Origin of the sequence: Bacillus sp. B28 (assembly GCF_029536185.1) — a bacterium.
Taxonomy (GTDB): domain Bacteria; phylum Bacillota; class Bacilli; order Bacillales; family Bacillaceae; genus Bacillus; species Bacillus halotolerans.
In genome coordinates this window covers 1,577,646-1,596,857 of record NZ_CP120511.1, presented here as the reverse complement: position 1 = coordinate 1,596,857, position 19,212 = coordinate 1,577,646, and the positions used below count along the sequence as shown (strand labels likewise).

At 43.3% G+C, this 19,212-nt stretch carries 18 protein-coding genes; 3 read left to right on the top strand and 15 right to left on the bottom strand.

All coding sequences use genetic code 11. The features are described 5' to 3' along the window. Positions 1-117: 117 nt before the first annotated feature. From P3L57_RS08080 to P3L57_RS08065, 4 genes are all read right to left on the bottom strand, one after another. Positions 118-357, bottom strand: coding sequence for a YlbE-like family protein (locus P3L57_RS08080; RefSeq protein ID WP_024121292.1), 240 nt, complete (start codon positions 355-357; stop codon positions 118-120). A gap of 15 nt (positions 358-372) precedes the next feature. Next, a complete protein-coding gene (gene ylbD, locus P3L57_RS08075; protein ID WP_044155996.1) occupies positions 373-771 on the bottom strand; it encodes a YlbD family protein in 399 nt (132 codons plus the stop codon). A 424-nt stretch (positions 772-1,195) separates the two neighbouring features. Then, positions 1,196-2,233: a CAP domain-containing protein gene (locus tag P3L57_RS08070; RefSeq protein ID WP_024121290.1), complete on the bottom strand. Its 1,038-nt coding sequence runs from the start codon at positions 2,231-2,233 to the stop codon at positions 1,196-1,198. An 85-nt stretch (positions 2,234-2,318) separates the two neighbouring features. Next, positions 2,319-2,765, bottom strand: a complete 447-nt coding sequence (locus P3L57_RS08065; protein ID WP_010334136.1) for a CBS domain-containing protein — start codon at positions 2,763-2,765, stop codon at positions 2,319-2,321. Between the two features lie 139 nt (positions 2,766-2,904). On the opposite strand from P3L57_RS08065, the gene P3L57_RS08060 reads away from it, so the two are divergent. Beyond that, positions 2,905-3,267, top strand: a complete 363-nt coding sequence (locus P3L57_RS08060) for a YugN family protein (protein WP_081638298.1) — start codon at positions 2,905-2,907, stop codon at positions 3,265-3,267. A 33-nt stretch (positions 3,268-3,300) separates the two neighbouring features. On the opposite strand, the gene ctaG is transcribed toward P3L57_RS08060, so the two are convergent. The 6 genes from ctaG to cyoE all read right to left on the bottom strand — a co-directional run bounded on the left by ctaG (position 3,301) and on the right by cyoE (position 9,308). Continuing rightward, positions 3,301-4,194: a cytochrome c oxidase assembly factor CtaG gene (ctaG, locus tag P3L57_RS08055; RefSeq protein WP_044155999.1), complete on the bottom strand. Its 894-nt coding sequence runs from the start codon at positions 4,192-4,194 to the stop codon at positions 3,301-3,303. Positions 4,195-4,220: 26 nt separating this feature from the next. Continuing rightward, entirely contained in the window at positions 4,221-4,553 is a 333-nt protein-coding gene (gene ctaF / locus P3L57_RS08050; protein WP_044156000.1) for a cytochrome c oxidase subunit IVB, read from the bottom strand. A 2-nt stretch (positions 4,554-4,555) separates the two neighbouring features. Beyond that, on the bottom strand, positions 4,556-5,179 hold the full coding sequence (gene ctaE / locus P3L57_RS08045) for a cytochrome c oxidase subunit III (protein WP_010334132.1): 624 nt from the start codon (positions 5,177-5,179) through the stop codon (positions 4,556-4,558). After that, positions 5,179-7,047 (bottom strand): cytochrome c oxidase subunit I, encoded by a 1,869-nt coding sequence (gene ctaD, locus P3L57_RS08040; RefSeq protein WP_044156002.1) that lies wholly within the window; start codon positions 7,045-7,047, stop codon positions 5,179-5,181. Before ctaD ends, ctaE begins: the two co-directional genes overlap by 1 nt. 32 nt (positions 7,048-7,079) lie before the next feature. Continuing rightward, positions 7,080-8,150 carry a cytochrome c oxidase subunit II gene (gene coxB / locus P3L57_RS08035; protein WP_044156004.1) on the bottom strand — a complete coding sequence of 357 codons (1,071 nt, stop codon included), beginning with the start codon at positions 8,148-8,150 and terminating at the stop codon, positions 7,080-7,082. Between the two features lie 240 nt (positions 8,151-8,390). Beyond that, positions 8,391-9,308, bottom strand: a complete 918-nt coding sequence (gene cyoE / locus P3L57_RS08030) for a heme o synthase (protein WP_044156005.1) — start codon at positions 9,306-9,308, stop codon at positions 8,391-8,393. Between the two features lie 351 nt (positions 9,309-9,659). Between cyoE and ctaA the strand changes: the two genes are divergently transcribed. Next, entirely contained in the window at positions 9,660-10,580 is a 921-nt protein-coding gene (gene ctaA, locus P3L57_RS08025) for a heme A synthase CtaA (protein WP_044156006.1), read from the top strand. A gap of 413 nt (positions 10,581-10,993) precedes the next feature. On the opposite strand, the gene pyc is transcribed toward ctaA, so the two are convergent. The 4 genes from pyc to glsA all read right to left on the bottom strand — a co-directional run bounded on the left by pyc (position 10,994) and on the right by glsA (position 17,237). Next, positions 10,994-14,440, bottom strand: a complete 3,447-nt coding sequence (gene pyc / locus P3L57_RS08020; protein ID WP_277617518.1) for a pyruvate carboxylase — start codon at positions 14,438-14,440, stop codon at positions 10,994-10,996. 74 nt (positions 14,441-14,514) lie between these two features. Continuing rightward, on the bottom strand, positions 14,515-15,726 hold the full coding sequence (locus P3L57_RS08015; protein ID WP_044156009.1) for an FtsW/RodA/SpoVE family cell cycle protein: 1,212 nt from the start codon (positions 15,724-15,726) through the stop codon (positions 14,515-14,517). A gap of 202 nt (positions 15,727-15,928) precedes the next feature. Beyond that, the gene (locus P3L57_RS08010; RefSeq protein WP_003221339.1) at positions 15,929-16,210 is read right to left on the bottom strand and encodes an Fpa/YlaN family protein; all 282 of its coding nucleotides are present in this window, start codon (positions 16,208-16,210) and stop codon (positions 15,929-15,931) included. Positions 16,211-16,307: 97 nt separating this feature from the next. Further along, the gene (gene glsA / locus P3L57_RS08005; protein ID WP_044156011.1) at positions 16,308-17,237 is read right to left on the bottom strand and encodes a glutaminase A; all 930 of its coding nucleotides are present in this window, start codon (positions 17,235-17,237) and stop codon (positions 16,308-16,310) included. A gap of 103 nt (positions 17,238-17,340) precedes the next feature. On the opposite strand from glsA, the gene P3L57_RS08000 reads away from it, so the two are divergent. Beyond that, on the top strand, positions 17,341-17,826 hold the full coding sequence (locus tag P3L57_RS08000) for a hypothetical protein (RefSeq protein ID WP_059292838.1): 486 nt from the start codon (positions 17,341-17,343) through the stop codon (positions 17,824-17,826). Between the two features lie 4 nt (positions 17,827-17,830). Here the strand turns inward: P3L57_RS08000 and P3L57_RS07995 are convergent, their stop codons facing one another. Next, the gene (locus tag P3L57_RS07995) at positions 17,831-19,159 is read right to left on the bottom strand and encodes a PhoH family protein (protein ID WP_024121278.1); all 1,329 of its coding nucleotides are present in this window, start codon (positions 19,157-19,159) and stop codon (positions 17,831-17,833) included. Between the last annotated feature and the right edge of the window lie 53 nt (positions 19,160-19,212).

Sequence of the window (19,212 nt, the reverse complement as noted above, 5' to 3'; positions counted from 1 at the left end):
TCCAGTTGTTAGTTTACCATGAAACCAGCCAATTGGAAAATGCTTAGCCGCCCTTAAAAATAGACTTGTAAAAGCCTCCCTAGTTTACACAATGAAAAAGACCCATTTTCGGGTCTTTTAATCTTTTGTCCGCATTGCCTGGAACATTTGCATCATCATTTGCGCCATTTGAATCCCGTTCGTAAATTGATTCACCCGATGCGGAATGGTTTTTTCGTAAAAATTCATCATCTCAAGCTGAAATGAAGCCAGATCATCCGGCTTTCTCGCCAGCCTCCGGTACCATATCGGCTGTTCTCTTAAGAATCGTTTTCGTTCTTTATCTGCTAAAATAAATTCCTGAACGTCTTTGCGCATATAAGCTCTCCTTTATTAATCCTTCCGAAAAGAAAAAGGATGCTGTCCGGGCCCTGGCTGAGATTGCTTCTGTCCGCTTCCGGAAAATGTGTTGAGAAGGCTTTGCAACGATGAGATCGACTGGCTCATTTTATTGATCTGTTCATTCATTTGATTGACATCCATCTTTTTCACAGCTGTAACCATTTTAGAAACAAAATCATTTTTTTCTGATGTTTCGGGTACCGCTTCTGCGGCTTCCTCCGGTTCTCTGTACGAGTCCCAAATGGGGTCTTTCTCTCCGAAAAGGACCCAATTTTCGTACACGTCCTGCCAGCTTCTTTGTTCTTTGCGCACTTCTTTGATCAGCTTGGGATGTTTTTTAACGAATTGTTTAAAGTCATTAATTGATTGATTGGCATGTTGATTCGCCACAATCCTCACCCCCTCCGAAAAATATACCTACTACAATGTATCGGTTTGTGAGCCATTGTGTTCGCCTAATATTCATCGAAAAATCATTTTCTCGTAAAACAAGAAGCGCAGATTAACAGAAGCTTCCTCCCCCGATAAAGCCGAGGCCTTAATTGTCCTGAAATCAAGATTCCTGCCCTTTGCAATGTTTGGGATGCCGCATTCCAAAGCCCGTCAGAACAAGATCCCTAATCGGCCCCGGCGGTCTTAAAGTCTCCACATCAAAAAAGAGCTGGACTGATCCAGCTTCAGCTTCTTAAAGTTCATTTTTTTGGTAATGTCACTCACAGTATCATTGAGAAAGCTTCGTCTGCTGCAATCGCCTTGTTCTAAAGCCTTTGCAGAAACAATAAAAAGCCGCAGGACCTGTCGTCCGCGGCTGATTTCAGCGTTTAATAAAGTTTTGAGTGTAATACTTCCGGTCTACACCAACGCCAAGGTGCGTGTAGTCTGAATGCAGAAGCGCTTTTCGATGGCCTTCACTATTCAGCCAGCCTTCTACAGCAGCCGGACCGTCCACATAATTGTACGCGATATTTTCTCCCGCTTGCTCAAAGTCGACATCCCCTTTTTCTAAGCGGTCCTTCAGCGTGCCGTATTTCTTCGATACATGGGAGAAATAGTTGTTTTCTTTCATGTCCTCACTGTGGCCAAAAGCCACTTCGGCCGTCGGCTGATCCCACTCAAGCTTAGCTAACCCATGTTTGACACGAATAACATTGGTCAAATCGAGTATTTGCTTTTCACTCGTTGATTGGATCTCTTTCCACTTATCTTCCGTAACGGTTTGCGGTTCTACTAACTCACCGCGGTACACTACCTCATAAGGTCTTTGCTTGACAAAGGTTTGCGCATCAAACGCCCTGATGCTGGATAGCTTCCCTTCAAATTTGTCCATATACAGCTGGACGTACATCTTCCCTACTTTTACAGTCGGTCTGGTGTTGATGTCCTCTTCAGAAAACTCAAACCGATAGGAATTTCCTTTATACTCTACATTTACAAACGGAGCCACCTGGGTTGTCTTAAATACTTCTCCCGTTGACTCACCGATTTTGAAGGGCTTTGCGTTAATATCATTTCCCGCCGCAAATAATGTGACCACTTTATTGTGCAGCATCCCGATTTGCACATACTGGTCTTTTCCCTGATTATAAACCCACCATTCGTAATCATAAGCCGAGGGGTCAATACGTTCCGGTTCCCCAAGTTTTTTCTTTACATCGTCGGCGGATTTGCCCATAAAGGACAATAATCCCGAAGTCGGCATATGTATTCGTTTGCCGCTTGCCGCTTCCTCGTTAGAGACTTGAGGCTCGCTGTCATTTGATTTTTTTTCAGGAACAGCCCCATATTGAATAAACAGAACATAAGTTCCGCAAATAATCAAGAGGATAACCATGGCTCTTAATATATTTTTCAATCTATCACCCCCGTGATGTGAATTGCATGTCTTGCCTTATTTTTCATTACAATACAGCCTATTTAACATGTCAAAGATTTATGTGTTAATGCAAAAAGCCTTGCTCTCTGTTTTCGTCCTCTGAAATATCTGATAAAGCACTGCCGGCACGTTCATTTGTTTGTTCAGATAAGGATAGATCGCCAAGCGTGACAATACCAGTCAGCTTGTTGTTTTTGGTTACAGGTATGCGTCTGAGCTGATGGGATGCCATTAAATGAAGAACCTCATCAACTGGCGCGTCCTCTTCCACACTGACAGGTTTTTCAGTCATAGCGTCAGTGATTTTTTGTGAGTTCGGCCTTTTTGAGGCGATGCCTCTTAACACCAGATCACGATCAGTTACGATGCCGACCAGTGTTTCTCCATCCTCATCAACTACCGGAATGGCTCCTACATCCGCGTCTTTCATCTTTACCGCAGCTTCATATACATTATCTAATACCGTGCAATATTGCAAGTCAGCTGTCATCAGATCTTTTATTTTTGTCATCCGTAAAACCTCCTTTTATCTAGTGATATTTTCGTCAAATTTTCATTTTTGCATACTTTCAAAAGAAGAAGATTCATTGAAAGTTTAACGCTTTCATACTATGATTGTCAGGAAAGGTAATTTTTATAAGGAGGGGTCAGTGTTGAAGTTTACTGATAGCGGACTTGAAGGGGTAAAGGCTGAGCTCAGCCTCTTGGACGATTTGATGGAAAGCAAGGGACTCATCAGAGCCGGTCAATGGGATTATGAAAGAGTGACCTATGACAGAAAGTTTTCGACGATTGAGGGAACGTTTTACCTGCGGGTTCAAGGCATTGCGACAGAGGGCGATGTCGGAAGCGGCCGCGCCGTTATTCAATTAATGCCCCCTCTATTAGGAAAACACTATTACCCGCACGGAGTGGAATATGGAGAAACAGAAGAATTCCCAGTGCAGGTTGTGACCAAAAGCAAGGCACTCATCCAGGACATCTCCGACATGCTGAAAACAGTTCAAATGTAATAAAAAAGGTACAGCCTATTGCCGCTGTACCTTTTATGATATCGTCTGCTGAATATAAGGCGGCTCCTCCTGTCCATCCTTTTCCCTTTCCTTCTTCACCCATTGGAAAAAGACAATAGCCAAAAAAGCGCCGTACACAATTTCCTGAATGATTTTCATCATAACTGCCCCAAGCTGCTGATCCTCTAACAAAGGAAGTGTGTTAAACATTTCCGGTCCTGTTAACGGAACCTGTCCCAGCATATCCGCAGGAACACAAAGCTTCATGGCTTCCGCCCAGGCAGACGGATCGGTATAAGTGGCATATAAGGGCGTGCCGCTAAACATGATCAGGGCGCAAGCAGGCGTGAGCAGCATACCGTCCGCCATAATATAGCCCAGCTTCATCAGGCCGCTGAGCTGCGGGAGCCGAGCCACCTTGTGTACGAGCGGCCACCACATAAAAAACGCTAACACGAAGATGAGCCAAGTCATTAACGCATGGTAAAGCGTATCCGTTTTGACAGTATCAAATATTAGCGGCACATGATATAGAGAAAAAATGCCGTTAAATAAAAGCAATGCAATTAAAGGTGTAGAGAAAAATGTAAAAAACGGTTTAATGGCAGGCCGAAAAATCATTTTTTCCCAAGCCCATGCGGGAATTCCTGCGATTAATAAAGGCGGAACCACTAAATACAAAACAGCCATCTGCACCATATGGGCGCTGAACATAATATGTCCGAGCAGATCAACCGGGCTTCCTTCGGCTGCATATAAAAACAGCATCGCCGACAGAAAACAGGCCATTTCTTTACCCGTGATACGGTCGGGCTTTGAAGACATCCGTCTGTAAAAAAAGATGTAAAGCACCGTGATGCCTAAAAGGATACAAAAAAGATAAGGGCTCCACATGGCGCGAAACCCAAACACGTCTAACTGATTCATGTCTTCACCTCCGGCGGCTGCTTAAATTACCACCATATAATTGTAACAAACGCAAGCACCGTAATGAACGCGACAAACATGCCTGAATACAGAAACAATGCCGGCGCTTCATGACCTTTCTGATTCATATGCATGAAGTAATACAGCTGAAATATCACTTGAACAGCCGCAAGCAGTATAATGAAAGGAATCGTAAACCAGCTGCCGATGCCGTCTGTTGCCACAGTCAGAAATGCAACGAGCGTAAGACCGATCATCAGGCCAAAAGACATGACTTGATATTTCATCTCCTGAGCATGCTTCTTTTTCTTATATTCAAGGTCGCCGCTGATATGTCCTCTGCTTTTTTTATCGACCATGTTTATCCCACCATCCCCATTAAATATACAACGGTAAAGATAAAGACCCACACGACATCAATAAAATGCCAGTAAAGACTGGCCACGTAAAACTTAGGCGCGGTATATAAGCTCAAGCCCCTCTTTGCATTGCGAATCATCAGCGTGCTGATCCACAAAAGGCCAAACGCCACGTGTGCACCATGTGTGCCGACAAGCGTATAAAACGATGAGCCAAGCGCCGAGCTTGTAATGGTAAAGCCAAACTCATGTGTGTAATGCTTAAATTCGTAAATTTCCAAGCCTAAAAATCCCGCACCCAATAACAAGGTAATTCCCAGCCAGAGCTGCATTTTGCCAAATGAAAAGTTTTTCATATGGTACATCGCATACACACTCGTTAAACTGCTCGTTAATAAGAGCATTGTGGCGATAAAAACGAGTGTGACATCAAACATTTCTGTCGTAGGCGGGTCACCGGCGTTTGAATTCCGGAGTGCAAGAAAAGTGGCGAAGAGAGACGCGAACAAAACAGTCTCTCCCCCAAGAAAAAGCCAAAAGCCTAAAAATTTATTTTTCCCTTCCAGTGTTGCTTTTTCGGGAGAAGCTGGAAAGGTCTCTGCGGTGAATTTTTCTTCAATTTGCATTACGCCTTCACCCCTTTATCATCGTTCGGCAGTTCCTCTTTGTGAATATGATAACCGTGATCATCAATCACTGAACGGAGCAGCATTGTAAAAAATGTGATGCCAAGTCCGATAAAGATCACCGGCAGACCCCAAGCGTGCTCGGTTCTATACAAGAGACCAAAGGCAGCGACAAAGAGGCCGAAGGAAATGATCAGCGGCAGAATTGAACCGTTTGGCATATGGATATCTTCAACCGGTTCAGCCGGTGTCATAGATTTGTGTCCCGCCTGCTTCTCGATCCACAGCGGGTCAAGCCCTCTGACAAATGGAAGCTGTTTAAAATTATATTCTGGCGGTGGTGACGAAACAGCCCATTCAAGCGTACGTCCGTCATGCCATGGATCATCTCCGACATATTCGCCCTTCACCGAGGTCCAGATGACATTGACAAGCAGGAGGATAACGGCTGCTGCCATAAAAAACGCCCCGATTGTACTGATCAAGTTGCCGGTTTCAAGGCCCTGGCCTGGCAAGAAGGTATACACACGGCGCGGCATTCCCATTAAACCGACAAAGTGCTGGATGAAAAAAGTAAGATGGAAACCGATAAAAAACAAAACAAATGAAATTTTCCCCATTGTTTCATGCAGAATTTTACCAAACATTTTCGGCCACCAGAAATGAACACCGGCTAATAGCCCGAATACGACTCCGCCTATAATGACATAGTGAAAGTGCGCCACAACAAAATACGTATCATGGAACTGGTAATCTGCAGCTGCCGCAGCCAGCATGACACCTGTCACACCGCCAAGCACAAAGGACGGGATAAATGAGACGGCATACAGCATGGCCGTCGTGTACTTCACATTTCCTCCCCAAATCGTCAGCAGCCAGTTAAATATCTTAATCCCGGTCGGAATCGCGATCGCCATTGTTGCAACTGCAAAGATTGCGTTCGCAATCGGCCCGAGACCTGTCGTAAACATGTGATGCACCCAAACCATAAAGCCAAGAAAACCGATAAGCACGATCGCAAAAACCATTGAAGAATATCCAAACAATCGCTTTCTGGAAAACACAGGGATGACCTCTGAGAAAATGCCGAAAGCAGGCAAAATCAGAATATAAACCTCCGGATGTCCGAATATCCAAAATAAATGTTCCCAAATAATCGTGTTACCGCCAAGTTCTGGATTAAAGAAATTTGTGCCGAACAGCCGATCCAGCATCATAAGAGCCAAGCCAACCGTAAGCGGCGGAAACGCAAACAAAATCAATGCCGACGCCACAAATGTCGTCCATGTAAACAAAGGCAGCCTCATGTACGTCATGCCGGGAGCCCTCATGTTAATAATCGTGGCCAAAAAGTTAATCCCGGCTATCAGCGTCCCCAGTCCGGATATTTGCAGTCCAAGGACGAAAAAGTCTATGCCGTGTCCTTTGGAATAAAGCGAAAGCGAGGCATATGACGTCCATCCCGCATCTGGCGCTCCTCCCAAAAACCAGCTTAAGTTTAAGAAAATGCCGCCGAAAAAGAAGAGCCAAAAACCAAGCGAGTTTAAAAATGGAAACGAAACATCCCGCGCCCCGATCTGCAATGGAACAACCGCATTCATCAAAGCAAATAAAAGCGGCATCGCAGCCAAAAAGATCATTGTCGTCCCGTGCATCGTCATCACTTCATTGTACGCTTGAGCACTGAGAAAAGCATTTTCCGGCTTTGCAAGCTGGATTCTGATAAACATCGCTTCAATTCCCCCGACAAGAAAGAAGAATCCCCCTGCGATTAAATAAAGTATCGCTATTTTTTTATGGTCCACCGTCGTCAAATAATCCCAAAGCATAGATCCGCGCGTCCGCTTTTCTGTAAGCGCATTCAACATATGTGACCTCCCCCAATATCTCCCTTTCTTCCCTACTTGCTTTCTGCTTTCAAGCCTTTTAAGTATTCATAAAGCGCGTCCATTTCACTGTCTGAAAGCTTCGGATATGTTCCTGTCATTTTGTTCCCCGGCTTTATGCTCTCAGGGTCTTTCAGCCAGGCTTTCACATTTTCTTTATTCGCATCCTTCACCCCTGCCACTTTTGTCCTTTCACCGAATGTAGCAAGGTTTGGCGCCGTTCTTGCTGCCTCTGCACGCTTATCATTTGGCTCGACCGCATGGCAGCTCAGGCAGTTCTTCTCTTTGAACAGCTCTTCCCCCTGCTTAGCCAAATCACTTTCTGCTGCCGTCTTATAGTTTTTCATATCTTTTGTCCATGACTGGAATTCTTTCGCAGAAAGCGCCTTTACTTTAAAATCCATGAGTGCGTGTGAAGGCCCGCATAGCTCAGCGCACTTTCCAAAGAACGTATCTCCCGCCTCTTTGCTGCGTTTTGAATCGAAGGTTAAGAAGAACGTATTTTCGTTATCAGTATTGGTATCAATTTTTCCTCCTGCTGAAGGAATCCAGAAAGAATGTTTTACATCAGAGGCTTTTAAACTGAAATAAACCCGCTGGTCTGTCGGTACGATCAGCTCCTGGCTTGTGATAATGCCGTAATCAGGATATTCGAACTCCCACCAATACAAATTTGCTCTGACATTGACAACAAGAGCATCCTCGGCTTTGCGGTTTTTCTTATCCATAGGTGATGTATCTGCGAGTTCAAGCGTATATAATACGACAGGGATAACAAGAATGATGAGCAGCAAAATAGGGATCACTGTCCATGTGATTTCTAAAAATTTATTCCCTTCCACCTGTTTTGGTATCGTGTTCTCCCCAACCCGCGACCTTCTGAATCTCACAATCACATAAAAGAAGATAACAGATACGACTGCTACGACAACAACCATAATCAATGTACTGAGCACTGTCAGGTCATACTGTTTATCAGCCACCTCGCCAGCAGGCTTGAGCGTGGATAAAAAAGGTTTTCCACATCCGCTTAACAGAAGCGGCACTAAGGCTAATAATGAGATAAGACGCCAATGCTTTACCATTTCACCCAACCCCTTTTCTGGTCAATACAACGGCGGAGAATAGATTGATTCTTAATGCAATCCAGCCCGCCTCCCAATAAAGCACTTACATTTCCTCTTCTCTTAAATTATGAGTTTTTTTACTCAAAATGCCATCTATGTATAAAAGTAAAGCCGCCTGATTAAACAAAAGGTCAAGGCGGCATTTACTAGTTGTCATCGTTTATTTTGAAGCGATAAAACAAGCAATGTATCTATTTTTTAGAAAAGCGTAAAGACAACCATTGCAACGAAATAGATTGTCATGTAATTCAATGAGTAAACGAACATCAGCGTCGCCCACTTCATGATATTTTTTGAACGGAAGCCCATCAAGCCAAGAATCAGCCAGCCGATATTTAACAGCAATCCGAGAATCACAATCGGAAGACCGAGGCTTCCTAAAAAGAATGGAAGCGGCATCAGGCACGCAACCCATACAATAATTTGTCTTTTCGTTACTTCAAATCCGTATACGACAGGAAGCATTGGGATATTCGCGGCTCTGTAGTCCTCAGTTTTCTTAATGGCAAGCGATAAGAAGTGAGGAATCTGCCAAATGAATAAAATCATAAATAATACCCATGCCACGACGCCGATATTTCCTTCTACTGCCGTCCATCCAATCAGAGGCGGCACCGCTCCGGAAACACTTCCTACTACTGTGTTAATCGTATAGCGGCGTTTCGTCCACATTGTGTACAGGACAACATAAGTAAATACTCCGATAAAACCAATAACAGCAGCCATCACAGTGGTCATCAGCAGCATGATCAATCCTAAAGCAACAAGCAAAATTCCAGACCATAATGCCTGATTCGGCTGAATTTTACCCGTAACCGTCGGTCTTACTTTTGTACGCTCCATGATATGGTCAATGTCCCGGTCATACCAGTTATTGATCGCACAGGACCCCGCAATAATCAAAGATGATCCAAATAAAGTAAGAAGAACGGTGTTTATATTGCCTAAAAAGCTTAAACCGGAAATATGAAAAGCAAGCCACATTCCAGTAAAAGTTGTGATGAGATTAGAATTTACGATCCCTATTTTAATGAGGGACAGAAAATCTTTCCATGCCGTTGTTTCTTCAATTTGTCCGTCTATAGCTGTATCATTTAAGATTCTGGAGTTAGCCATAACGTAAACCTCCCTTACAAACCTAACGCAGGTTTATAATAACCTGCAACTCTATCATACAAGATAACAACTTGTAAAAAAACATCCTATTAAATATTAAACGAGAAACAGGAATTTATTTGTGAACTTTTTATGAATTTTACCAAAGATGAAGGCAAACGCCAATTCGATAATGCGTTTACCTTATTTCTATCAGACCCGGCATGAATAATCAAGTATACATTTCCAGAAGTCGTGATTCTATTATATTTTTGTGAACAAAGGGCTCTAAGAATTGCCACAAAACACATATTCGCTTACACTTGGTACGTATAAAAAATCGCAGCAGTTTGTTAAGAAGGTGAATATTGTATGAATAAAGCATTAAAAGCTCTCGGTGTTTTGACAACATTTGTGATGCTTATTGTTTTAATCGGGGGAGCCCTCGTTACTAAAACAGGTTCAGGCCAAGGATGCGGCAGACAGTGGCCGCTGTGCCACGGGCGTTTCTTCCCTGAACTGAATCCCGCTTCTATTATTGAATGGAGCCACAGATTCGCAAGCGGCATCTCAATTATTCTTGTATTAAGCCTTGCCTTTTGGTCATGGAGAAAAATCACACCTGTTTTCCGTGAAACAACGTTTCTCGCCATCATGTCCATTATCTTTTTGTTTCTTCAGGCACTGCTTGGCGCGTTGGCTGTCGTGTTCGGTTCAAACGCGCTTATTATGGCGCTACATTTTGGGATTTCACTGATTTCTTTTGCGTCTGTTTTAATATTGACATTGCTTATATTTGAAGCTGATAAATCAGCCAGAAAACTGGTCAAACCGCTTCAAATCGGCAAGAAAATGCAATTTCACATGATAGGTATTTTGATATATTCCTATATCGTTGTGTATACTGGCGCATACGTAAGACATACAGAATCCAGTCTGGCGTGTCCTGATGTGCCGCTGTGCAGCCGGCTGAACAATGGACTTCCGACCCAATTTCACGAATGGGTGCAAATGGGGCACAGAACTGCAGCCTTGCTCCTGTTTGTATGGATTATCGTTGCCGCTGTTCATGCGATTACTGCCTATAAAGAACAAAAGCAAATCTTTTGGGGCTGGATTTCGTGTCTTATTTTTATCACGTTACAGGCACTATCCGGCATTATGATCGTGTATTCTGAACTGGCGCTGGGCTTTGCGCTTGCGCACTCATTTTTTATTGCCTGCCTGTTTGGGGTTTTATGCTACTTCTTATTATTGATTGCACGCTTTCGTTACGAATCAAGACGGGCATAAGACACAAGACCAAAGCTCTTATACGCTTTGGTCTTTTTTATCATTCCATTTCGGCAGCTTCATATAATTCAACTTTCGGTTTGCATACTGAACTTGATGATTTATATAAGGTTTGGATCATCTCGGGCGATGATGTATTCTAAACGCGCTGCTCAATCGATGTTTGGGACAGGATTTTAATTAAAATAACTTTTCCTCTAGAAGTCAATTCATTCTCACCCGAAAAGAAGCCGTAATTATACGAAGCTTATTAAGCATCAGCTTGCTTTTCTCATTCCTGCACCCGCGAGCAGACAACCCATGCGTCCTTCACACACGTTTGAAACAGCCCCCGCTCGTTGCAGCAGCTGCACGTTCATATCTCGTTCCTCACTAAAAAAGAGTGTATATCAAATGATATACACTCTTTTTGATTATGCTTTTTCAATTTCGAGAAGCATATCTCCCGTTTGGATCGGCTCTCCATTTTTCACATGAATCTGTTTGATTGTTCCTGAGAATGGCGCCTGAACCGTTGTTTCCATTTTCATGGCTTCGTTGATCATCAAATGATCACCTTTATCAACTTTGGCACCCGCTTCTGTCAGTACCTTGATGACAGTTCCAGGCATAGAAGCCGCAATATGACTTGGGTTTGTACGGTCTGCTTTTAATCTTTCCTGAACGGAAGACTTAATGCTTTCGTCCTTTATGACCACTTCACGCGGCTGGCCGTTCAGTTCGAAATAGATCACACGAGTTGCATCCGGCTGAGGTTCACCGATTGAAATCAGTTTGACGATCAGCGTTTTCCCGCGTTCAATTTCCACTTCTATTTCTTCGCCTAATGTCATGCCATAGAAGAAGGTCGGAGTATCTAATACCGAAATATTCCCATAGCTTTCAGCAGTTTTTACATAATCAGAGAAGACTTTAGGATAAAGGGCGTACGCCAAAGCATCCTGGTCTGAGATCTCCAGATCATGCTGCTCTTTAAACTCCTGTTTGATCGCTTCAAAGGATACCGGCTCAAGCAATTCTCCCGGTCTCACTGTGATCGGCTCCTGCCCTTTTAAAATGAGCTTTTGAAGTTTTTCCGGGAATCCGCCATGAGGCTGTCCAATATTTCCTTTGAAAAGCTCAATAACAGAATCAGGGAAATCTAATGATTCGCCTTTTTCGTAAATGTCCTTTTCAGTCAGGTTATTTTGCACCATGTACAGCGCCATATCCCCGACTACTTTAGAGGAAGGCGTAACCTTCACGATATCACCGAACATATCATTTACTCGTCTGTACATCTCTTTGACTTCATTCCAGCGATCGCCCAGGCCTACTCCCTTCGCCTGCTGCTGCAGGTTACTGTATTGGCCTCCAGGCATTTCATGCTCATAAATTTCGGTATGCGGAGACTTCATCCCGCTTTCAAATTCACTATAGTATTTACGAACTGATTCCCAATACTGGGATAATAATTCCACGCCTTGCACGTTCATTTCCGGACGGCGGGAGTTGCCTTCCATCGCATGGTAAAATCCGCTCGCGCTAGGCTGCGATGTTAAGCCAGCCATTGAGCTGACCGCCACGTCTACGATATCAACGCCTGCTTCTACTGCTTTTGCATACATATAAATTCCGTTGCCGCTCGTATCATGCGTATGAAGGTGAACCGGAATATTGATCGTTTCTTTCAACGCAGACACCAGCTCATATGCAGCTTGCGGTTTTAACAGACCTGCCATATCTTTAATTCCGAGAAAATGGGCCCCTGCAGCCTCAAGCTCCTTCGCCATAGATGTATAATAAGCAAGATCATATTTTGTACGGGTTTTATCAAGAATATCACCTGTATAACAAATTGCCGCTTCAGCCACTTTACCTGAATCCCGAACGGAATCGATGGCTAACGTCATCCCTTTTACCCAGTTTAAGCTGTCAAAAATACGGAAAACATCAATACCGGATTGAGCGGATTGCTTCACAAATTCTTTAATCACATTATCCGGATAATTCGTATAGCCGACAGCGTTTGAGGAGCGAAGCAGCATCTGGAACAGCGTATTCGGCACTTCCTTGCGGAGGTCCTCCAGACGCTTCCATGGATCTTCCTTCAGGAAGCGGTAGGCTACATCGAAGGTCGCGCCTCCCCACATTTCCATGCTGAACAGCTCCGGCCATAACGCAGCCGTCGGATTAGCGATTTTTTTCAAATCATGCGATCTGAATCTAGTCGCCAGTAAAGACTGATGGGCATCCCGGAATGTTGTATCAGTTAATAGAACAGATTTCTGTTCCTTAACCCAATTAGCAAGCCCTTCAGCGCCTTTTTCATCTAGAATCTGTTTTGTTCCTCTTGCAGGCTGCTGATCAACGTCGACTTTTACAGCTAACGGCTTGTCAAACGCCGGTTTTTCTTTTTTGCCGATTCCAGGGAAACCATTCACGGTCACATTCCCGATATAAGTAAGCATTTTTGTTCCGCGGTCTTTCTGCTTAGGGAAATTAAACAACTCAGGCGTTGTATCAATGAAAGACGTATCATATTGTCCTGTCAGAAACTTTTCATGCTTTGCGACATTTTCAAGGAACGGAATGTTTGTTTTAATTCCTCTGATTCTAAACTCCTGAAGGTTTCGAACCATTTTGGCCGCCGCCTGTTCAAACGTTAAAGCCCAAGTTGAAAGCTTAACGAGCAGTGAATCGTAATATGGCGTAATAACGGCGCCTTGGAAGCTGTTTCCTGTATCAAGACGAACACCAAAGCCTCCGCCTGAACGGTAAGCCATGATTTTCCCTGTGTCAGGCATAAAATCATTTTGCGGATCTTCAGTCGTTACCCGTGACTGAATCGCAAAGCCGATTGTAAAAATGTCCTTCTGCTCCGGAATGTTGACTTTTTTGCTATGTAGGCTGTGGCCTTGGGCAACAAGTATCTGTGTCTGCACAATATCAACACCGGTAATCATTTCCGTAATTGTATGTTCAACTTGAACACGCGGATTTACTTCTATAAAATAAAACTCGTTGTTCGCGACAAGGAATTCAACCGTACCAGCATTTATATAGTTCACGTTTTTAGCAAGCGCAACCGCAGCTTCACAAATTTGGTCTCTCAATTCAGTTGACAGCGAAACGCTCGGTGCTACTTCGATTACCTTTTGGTGGCGTCTTTGAACAGAACAATCCCGTTCAAATAGATGAATCACGTTTCCCTGATTGTCCCCGATTACCTGGACCTCAATATGCTTAGGGTTTTCAATCAGTTTCTCTACATATACTTCATCATTGCCAAAGGCTGCTTTTGCCTCTGATTTCGCACGTTCATATGCTTCTTTGACTTCACTTTCGCTTCTGACAATTCTCATGCCGCGGCCGCCGCCGCCAAGCGAAGCTTTAATAATAATCGGATAACCGTGAATTTGTCCGAATTGTTCGACTGCTTCAAGCGTTTCTGCAGGGCCGTCGCTTCCTGGTATTACTGGAATTCCGGCTTTTTCCGCCTGCTCACGCGCTTTTACCTTATCACCAAACATATCTAAATGTTCAGAAGTCGGACCAATGAACACGATGCCTTCTTCTTCACAGCGCCTTGCGAAATGTATATTTTCAGATAAGAAACCATATCCCGGGTGGATCGCATCCACCTTGTTTCTTTTCGCAATATCAATAATACCTTCAATATCCAGGTAGGCATCAATTGGTTTTTTCCCTTCGCCAACCAGGTACGCTTCATCAGCTTTGTAACGATGATAGGAACCGGAATCTTCTTTTGAATAAACCGCAACTGTACGAACATTCAATTCTGTACAAGCACGGAATATACGGATTGCAATTTCTCCCCTGTTTGCTACTAACACTTTTTGTATCGATTGCTGTGACAAACTTTTTTCCCCCTTACCCGAATGGAATATAATCTATCATATCGGAATATCCTTCACGTGTACACACTTGTTTTTTACAGATAAACAGTTTTTTCTAGCTGCTTCTTTTTCATTCCCTTTGGCGCCAAGGACTCTCTCTTTTTCTTATTCTCTGAATATTTCACAAACATGCTGATATTGATTAATATCCCCATGCTTCCCAATAATAGAAGTAAAGAAGAGCCTCCGTAGCTGATAAATGGCAGCGTAACACCCGTAATCGGGATTAGCCCGCTGACACCGCCAAGGTTAATAAACGATTGTACGGCAATCATGCTTGAAATGCCGATTGCCAGAAGACTTCCAAACGGGTCCTCGCATTTTCTCGCAATATAGAAACCTTTTAATACGATAAAGCCCAGCAGGAAAACAACAAATAATACCCCAAAAATGCCAAGTTCTTCAGCAATCACGGCCATGATAAAGTCAGTATGGGATTCTGGAAGATACCCGTATTTTTGGATACTTTCACCGAGTCCGAGACCGAAAATACCGCCAGACCCAATCGCATAATAAGAATTGATCACTTGCAAACCAGATGAATCCGCATATTTAAACGGATCTTCCAGACTCTCAAAACGAGCTAAACGCCCTTTAGTTAAAATATCATCCTTATTTAAATAAATAAGCGGGCTGACCAGGATTAAAACAATTCCGCCCAGCAAAACTAGCCTTGCCAGCGTCTTTCCGCTGAAACCAGAGCACAAAATCATACACGTTGCGATGATGGCGATAATCATCGCTGTACCAAAATCAGGCTGCATGGCAATTAAACCGCAGATAATAACCGTCATCACCACAGGAGGCGCAACTCCCGTTAACAGGTGATCAATATAGCTTTGTTTTTTTGCATATACAGCTGCTAGATATAAAATGACCACCAGCTTGACAAATTCACCCGGCTGGATACTCATTCCGCCGATTTTAAACCAGCTTTGCGCATTTCCGGCAACATGCCCGAATACAAACAGTGAGATAAGCGCAAACACAGAAGCAAGCAGCATTACCTTTTGAAACTTTTGATGAGCCAGTGCTTTGTAAGGAAACACGGCCATAACAATAAAAAGGATTCCTCCTGCAATTAAAGCAAACAGCTGCCGCATGAAAAAATAATTACTGCTTACGTTATACCGAGAAACAGCCGTAATCATACTTGAGCTGTACACCATCACTAAACCGAATCCGCATAGTAAAACAATTGCGAATATCAGTGAGTAATCATAAGATTTTAGCATTTTTTTTAACATAACATCCTCTTCCCTGCTTCCAACTTCCATTACCTATGGTTTTTATGTATTTATATTTTTTATTTTACTACAATTTATCAAACGACACGAAGATTCTCTATACGATTCGGATGAAATGCACAAAAAGAGACCGTCATTAACGGTGAAAAAAGCAAGCAGTTATAAAAAAACCCAAACTGTTAATTAGTTTGAGTTTTATCATTTATTTACCTGTAAACGCGTCGTGCAAAGCAGACAATTCGCGTTCTAATGTGTATAAAAGGTCTTTTCCATCTTTTTCGTCAACCAATCCCAGGCGGACAGCAAAATCGATTTCCCTCGAAAGTCCGAACATTTGAGTATCTAATACCTCTTCATATAGAGGACATTGAGGCATCGTTAAGTTATCCATTTGTACTCGGATCAGCTTCAAAATCTTCTCAGCGTCAACTTTCAGTAGCTCAAAAGCTTTTTGCCGATGGTCAACTATCATCTCTGAAGCCAAAAGTATCCCTCCGTTCCCCAGGCGAGTACCTAATTCTTCTATTTATCATAAAGGGTATCAGCAGAAAATGCAAGAGGATTTAAACAGATGACATAAATTAAAAAATACTCAGCTTGTACGTTTCAGACATTATTTTCAAAAGCTTTACACCAGCAATGCTGTTCCCTTTTTCATCCAAAGCGGGGCCGAAAATCCCGATGCCAAAATCATAGGGTGAAATGCCCATAATCCCTCCTGATACTCCGCTTTTCGCAGGAATTCCGACCTTAATCGCAAATTCTCCGCTTGCATTATACATTCCGCAGGTGACCATAAACGTCTTGCAAATTCTCGCGACATCTTTTGAAATGACTTGTTCTCCTGTTTCTGGGTGCCTGCCGTTGAGCGCAAACACAGCCCCGATTTTTGCTAAATCAAGACTGTTCATCTCAATCGCACATTGCTTCGTATATAAATCCATTACTGCTTCAACATCATCCTCAAAAATCCCGTACTGCTTCATATAATAACACATCGCCCGATTAATCATTGATGTGCTGTATTCAGAATCAGCTACGTCCCGGCAGTAGGTGATGCCTTGGTTGTTTGTCAATTTTCTGATGAAAGAAAGGAGATAATCGAGTCTCTCTTTAGACGTTTGTCCTTTCAACAAGCTGGTTACAACCAATGCTCCGGCATTTATCATAGGATTTAGCGGTTTGCTCGGATTCACGGTTTCAAGCTTAATGATTGAATTAAACGGATCACCGGTCGGCTCCTGTCCGACATAACTGAAGACTCTGTCCTTGCCGTATTCCATTAACACAAGGGCAAGCGAGAGCACTTTCGATATACTTTGAAGAGTAAATGTTTTTTCTACGTCACCCGCTGACAGACAAGTATTATTGGAATAATAAATCGCTACCGAGAGATCGTGCTGATCAGCTTTTGCTAAAGCGGGAATATAGCTGGCCACCTCTCCCTTGTCTGTCACTTTTTTCGCTTCTTTCACTAACGCTTCCAGCTCGTCATTATGCCGGCATACCATGCGACCACCCTCGCTCCCTGAGCATCTCAATACATATAATTTGTTACACAAAGTGACAATTCATGCGAAAACTTTTATAATTTTGAGAGAAGGGGGTTATACCATGAGCGTTATACAAGTAAAAGGCAATGTTACATATCCGATTACGATTGATCCGAGCGTATGGATTTTTGATGATCGCAAATTTTCATTTGACCGTAAAGGGGACGGCCAAGAAGTCAATTTTCATACGGCTGAGAATGAATCTGGCCTTGATACTGAACGTGTTATTAGAGAAGGACGGATTGCGCCGCCTACATTAAAGACGGAAAAACAATTTGAGAAACAAAAACTGATGAACGGCAGCTTCGCAATGAAATTGGGAAATGTGCTGAAAAATGCCGAGCCGCTCAGCTCTGCATCACAATGTGTATTTATTACAAGTTCCGGTAAAGCCGCCGTTCCTCTTGAAACCGCGCTGAACAGCATTGTCCATTTCAGCCAGGCGGGCAAGCCGATTCAGGAAGGCGGCCCAGTTCATATTTATTTTGAAGATCCAGTTGATCACAAACAGCCAATCACCAATATAAAAGAGATCGACATCATTTAAATCGTCACAGCAAGTCAGCGGCAAGCTGGGCAAGCCCGGATCTCTCACCTTTTAAAAGCTTCACACTGCCGGAGATGGGTTGTCCTTTAAACCGCTCAACGACATATGCCAGACCATTATTCAGACTGTCTAAATATGGGTGATCAATTTGTTCAGGATCGCCCATTAAGACAATTTTACTGCCTTCGCCCACTCTTGTAAGAAGTGTTTTCACTTCATGCCTGGTCAAATTTTGCGCTTCATCAATGATTATAAATTGATCAGGAATGCTTCTCCCTCTTATATACGTCAGCGCCTCTACCTGGATTGAACCGATCCCCGCCAAAATCGCCTCGAGCTCTCCCGGTTTCTTGGCATTAAACAGAAACTCTAAGTTATCAAAAATCGGCTGCATCCAAGGCTTTAGCTTCTCCTCTTTTTCACCCGGCAAGTATCCGATATCCTTGCCGACAGGAACAATCGGCCTTGCCACGACCAGCTTCTTATATATCCCTAAATCTTCTGTCTGTAAAAGCCCCGCTGCCAAAGCAAGCAACGTTTTCCCGGTTCCGGCTTTTCCGATCAGCGTCACCAGCGGAATATCTTCTCGCAGCAAAAGCTCTAACGCCATTGTCTGCTGAACATTTCTCGGCCTGATTCCCCATACGTGTTCATCATCAAACACAAGTCTTTTTAGGACCGTGCCCGTTTTATCCGCAATACCGACGGCAGAGGACGACCCTCCTAATTCATCCTTCATTAAGGCGAACTGGTTTGGGTAAAATGCATGCTGCTTCATATCCTGAACTGAAATTTGTTTTTTTCCGTAAAAAGAGCTAAATAGCTGCTGGTTTATATATAAATCCTTATATCCGCTGTACATTTCATCATTGTCCACAACCCTGTCATTTAAGAAATCTTCAGCAAGAAGGCCGATGGCATCCGCTTTGACTCTGACTAATACATCCTTGCTGACAAGGATCACAGGCCTACCGTCTTCCTTCGTCTCTTCTTCAAGGCTTAAGTTTTTAGCAACGGCTAATATACGATTATCATTCGTTTTTTCGATAAAGATTTCTTGAAGCTGGTGAAAGGAACGGTGGTTCAATTCAATTCGCAGCGTTCCCCCCGTATCAAGCGGAACCTTCTCATGCAGCCTCCCCTTCAGTCTTAGCGCGTCTATCAGCTTAGATACGTGCCTCGCATTCCTCCCAACTTCGTCCATATATCGTTTCTTGGAATCAACCTCTTCTAAAACGACAGCAGGGATGACAACTTCATTTTCTTCAAAAGAAAAAATAGCGTTAGGATCCTGTAATAACACATTCGTATCTAACACATAAATTTTACTCAAGTCTCAGCCTCCTGATATAAGGGTGGTCAAAGTTCTTCCTGCTTCTCTTACGA

Excerpts from the sequence above, each read along its gene's own strand:
- P3L57_RS08080 (WP_024121292.1), bottom strand. The coding sequence starts at position 357 with ATGCGCAAAGACGTTCAGGAATTTATTTTAGCAGATAAAGAACGAAAA.
- P3L57_RS08065 (WP_010334136.1), bottom strand. The coding sequence starts at position 2,765 with ATGACAAAAATAAAAGATCTGATGACAGCTGACTTGCAATATTGCACG.
- ctaG (WP_044155999.1), bottom strand. The coding sequence starts at position 4,194 with ATGAATCAGTTAGACGTGTTTGGGTTTCGCGCCATGTGGAGCCCTTAT.
- ctaF (WP_044156000.1), bottom strand. The coding sequence starts at position 4,553 with ATGGTCGATAAAAAAAGCAGAGGACATATCAGCGGCGACCTTGAATAT.
- ctaE (WP_010334132.1), bottom strand. The coding sequence starts at position 5,179 with ATGCAAATTGAAGAAAAATTCACCGCAGAGACCTTTCCAGCTTCTCCC.
- ctaD (WP_044156002.1), bottom strand. The coding sequence starts at position 7,047 with ATGTTGAATGCGCTTACAGAAAAGCGGACGCGCGGATCTATGCTTTGG.
- coxB (WP_044156004.1), bottom strand. The coding sequence starts at position 8,150 with ATGGTAAAGCATTGGCGTCTTATCTCATTATTAGCCTTAGTGCCGCTT.
- cyoE (WP_044156005.1), bottom strand. The coding sequence starts at position 9,308 with ATGGCTAACTCCAGAATCTTAAATGATACAGCTATAGACGGACAAATT.
- ctaA (WP_044156006.1), top strand. The coding sequence starts at position 9,660 with ATGAATAAAGCATTAAAAGCTCTCGGTGTTTTGACAACATTTGTGATG.
- P3L57_RS08015 (WP_044156009.1), bottom strand. The coding sequence starts at position 15,726 with ATGTTAAAAAAAATGCTAAAATCTTATGATTACTCACTGATATTCGCA.
- glsA (WP_044156011.1), bottom strand. The coding sequence starts at position 17,237 with ATGGTATGCCGGCATAATGACGAGCTGGAAGCGTTAGTGAAAGAAGCG.
- P3L57_RS08000 (WP_059292838.1), top strand. The coding sequence starts at position 17,341 with ATGAGCGTTATACAAGTAAAAGGCAATGTTACATATCCGATTACGATT.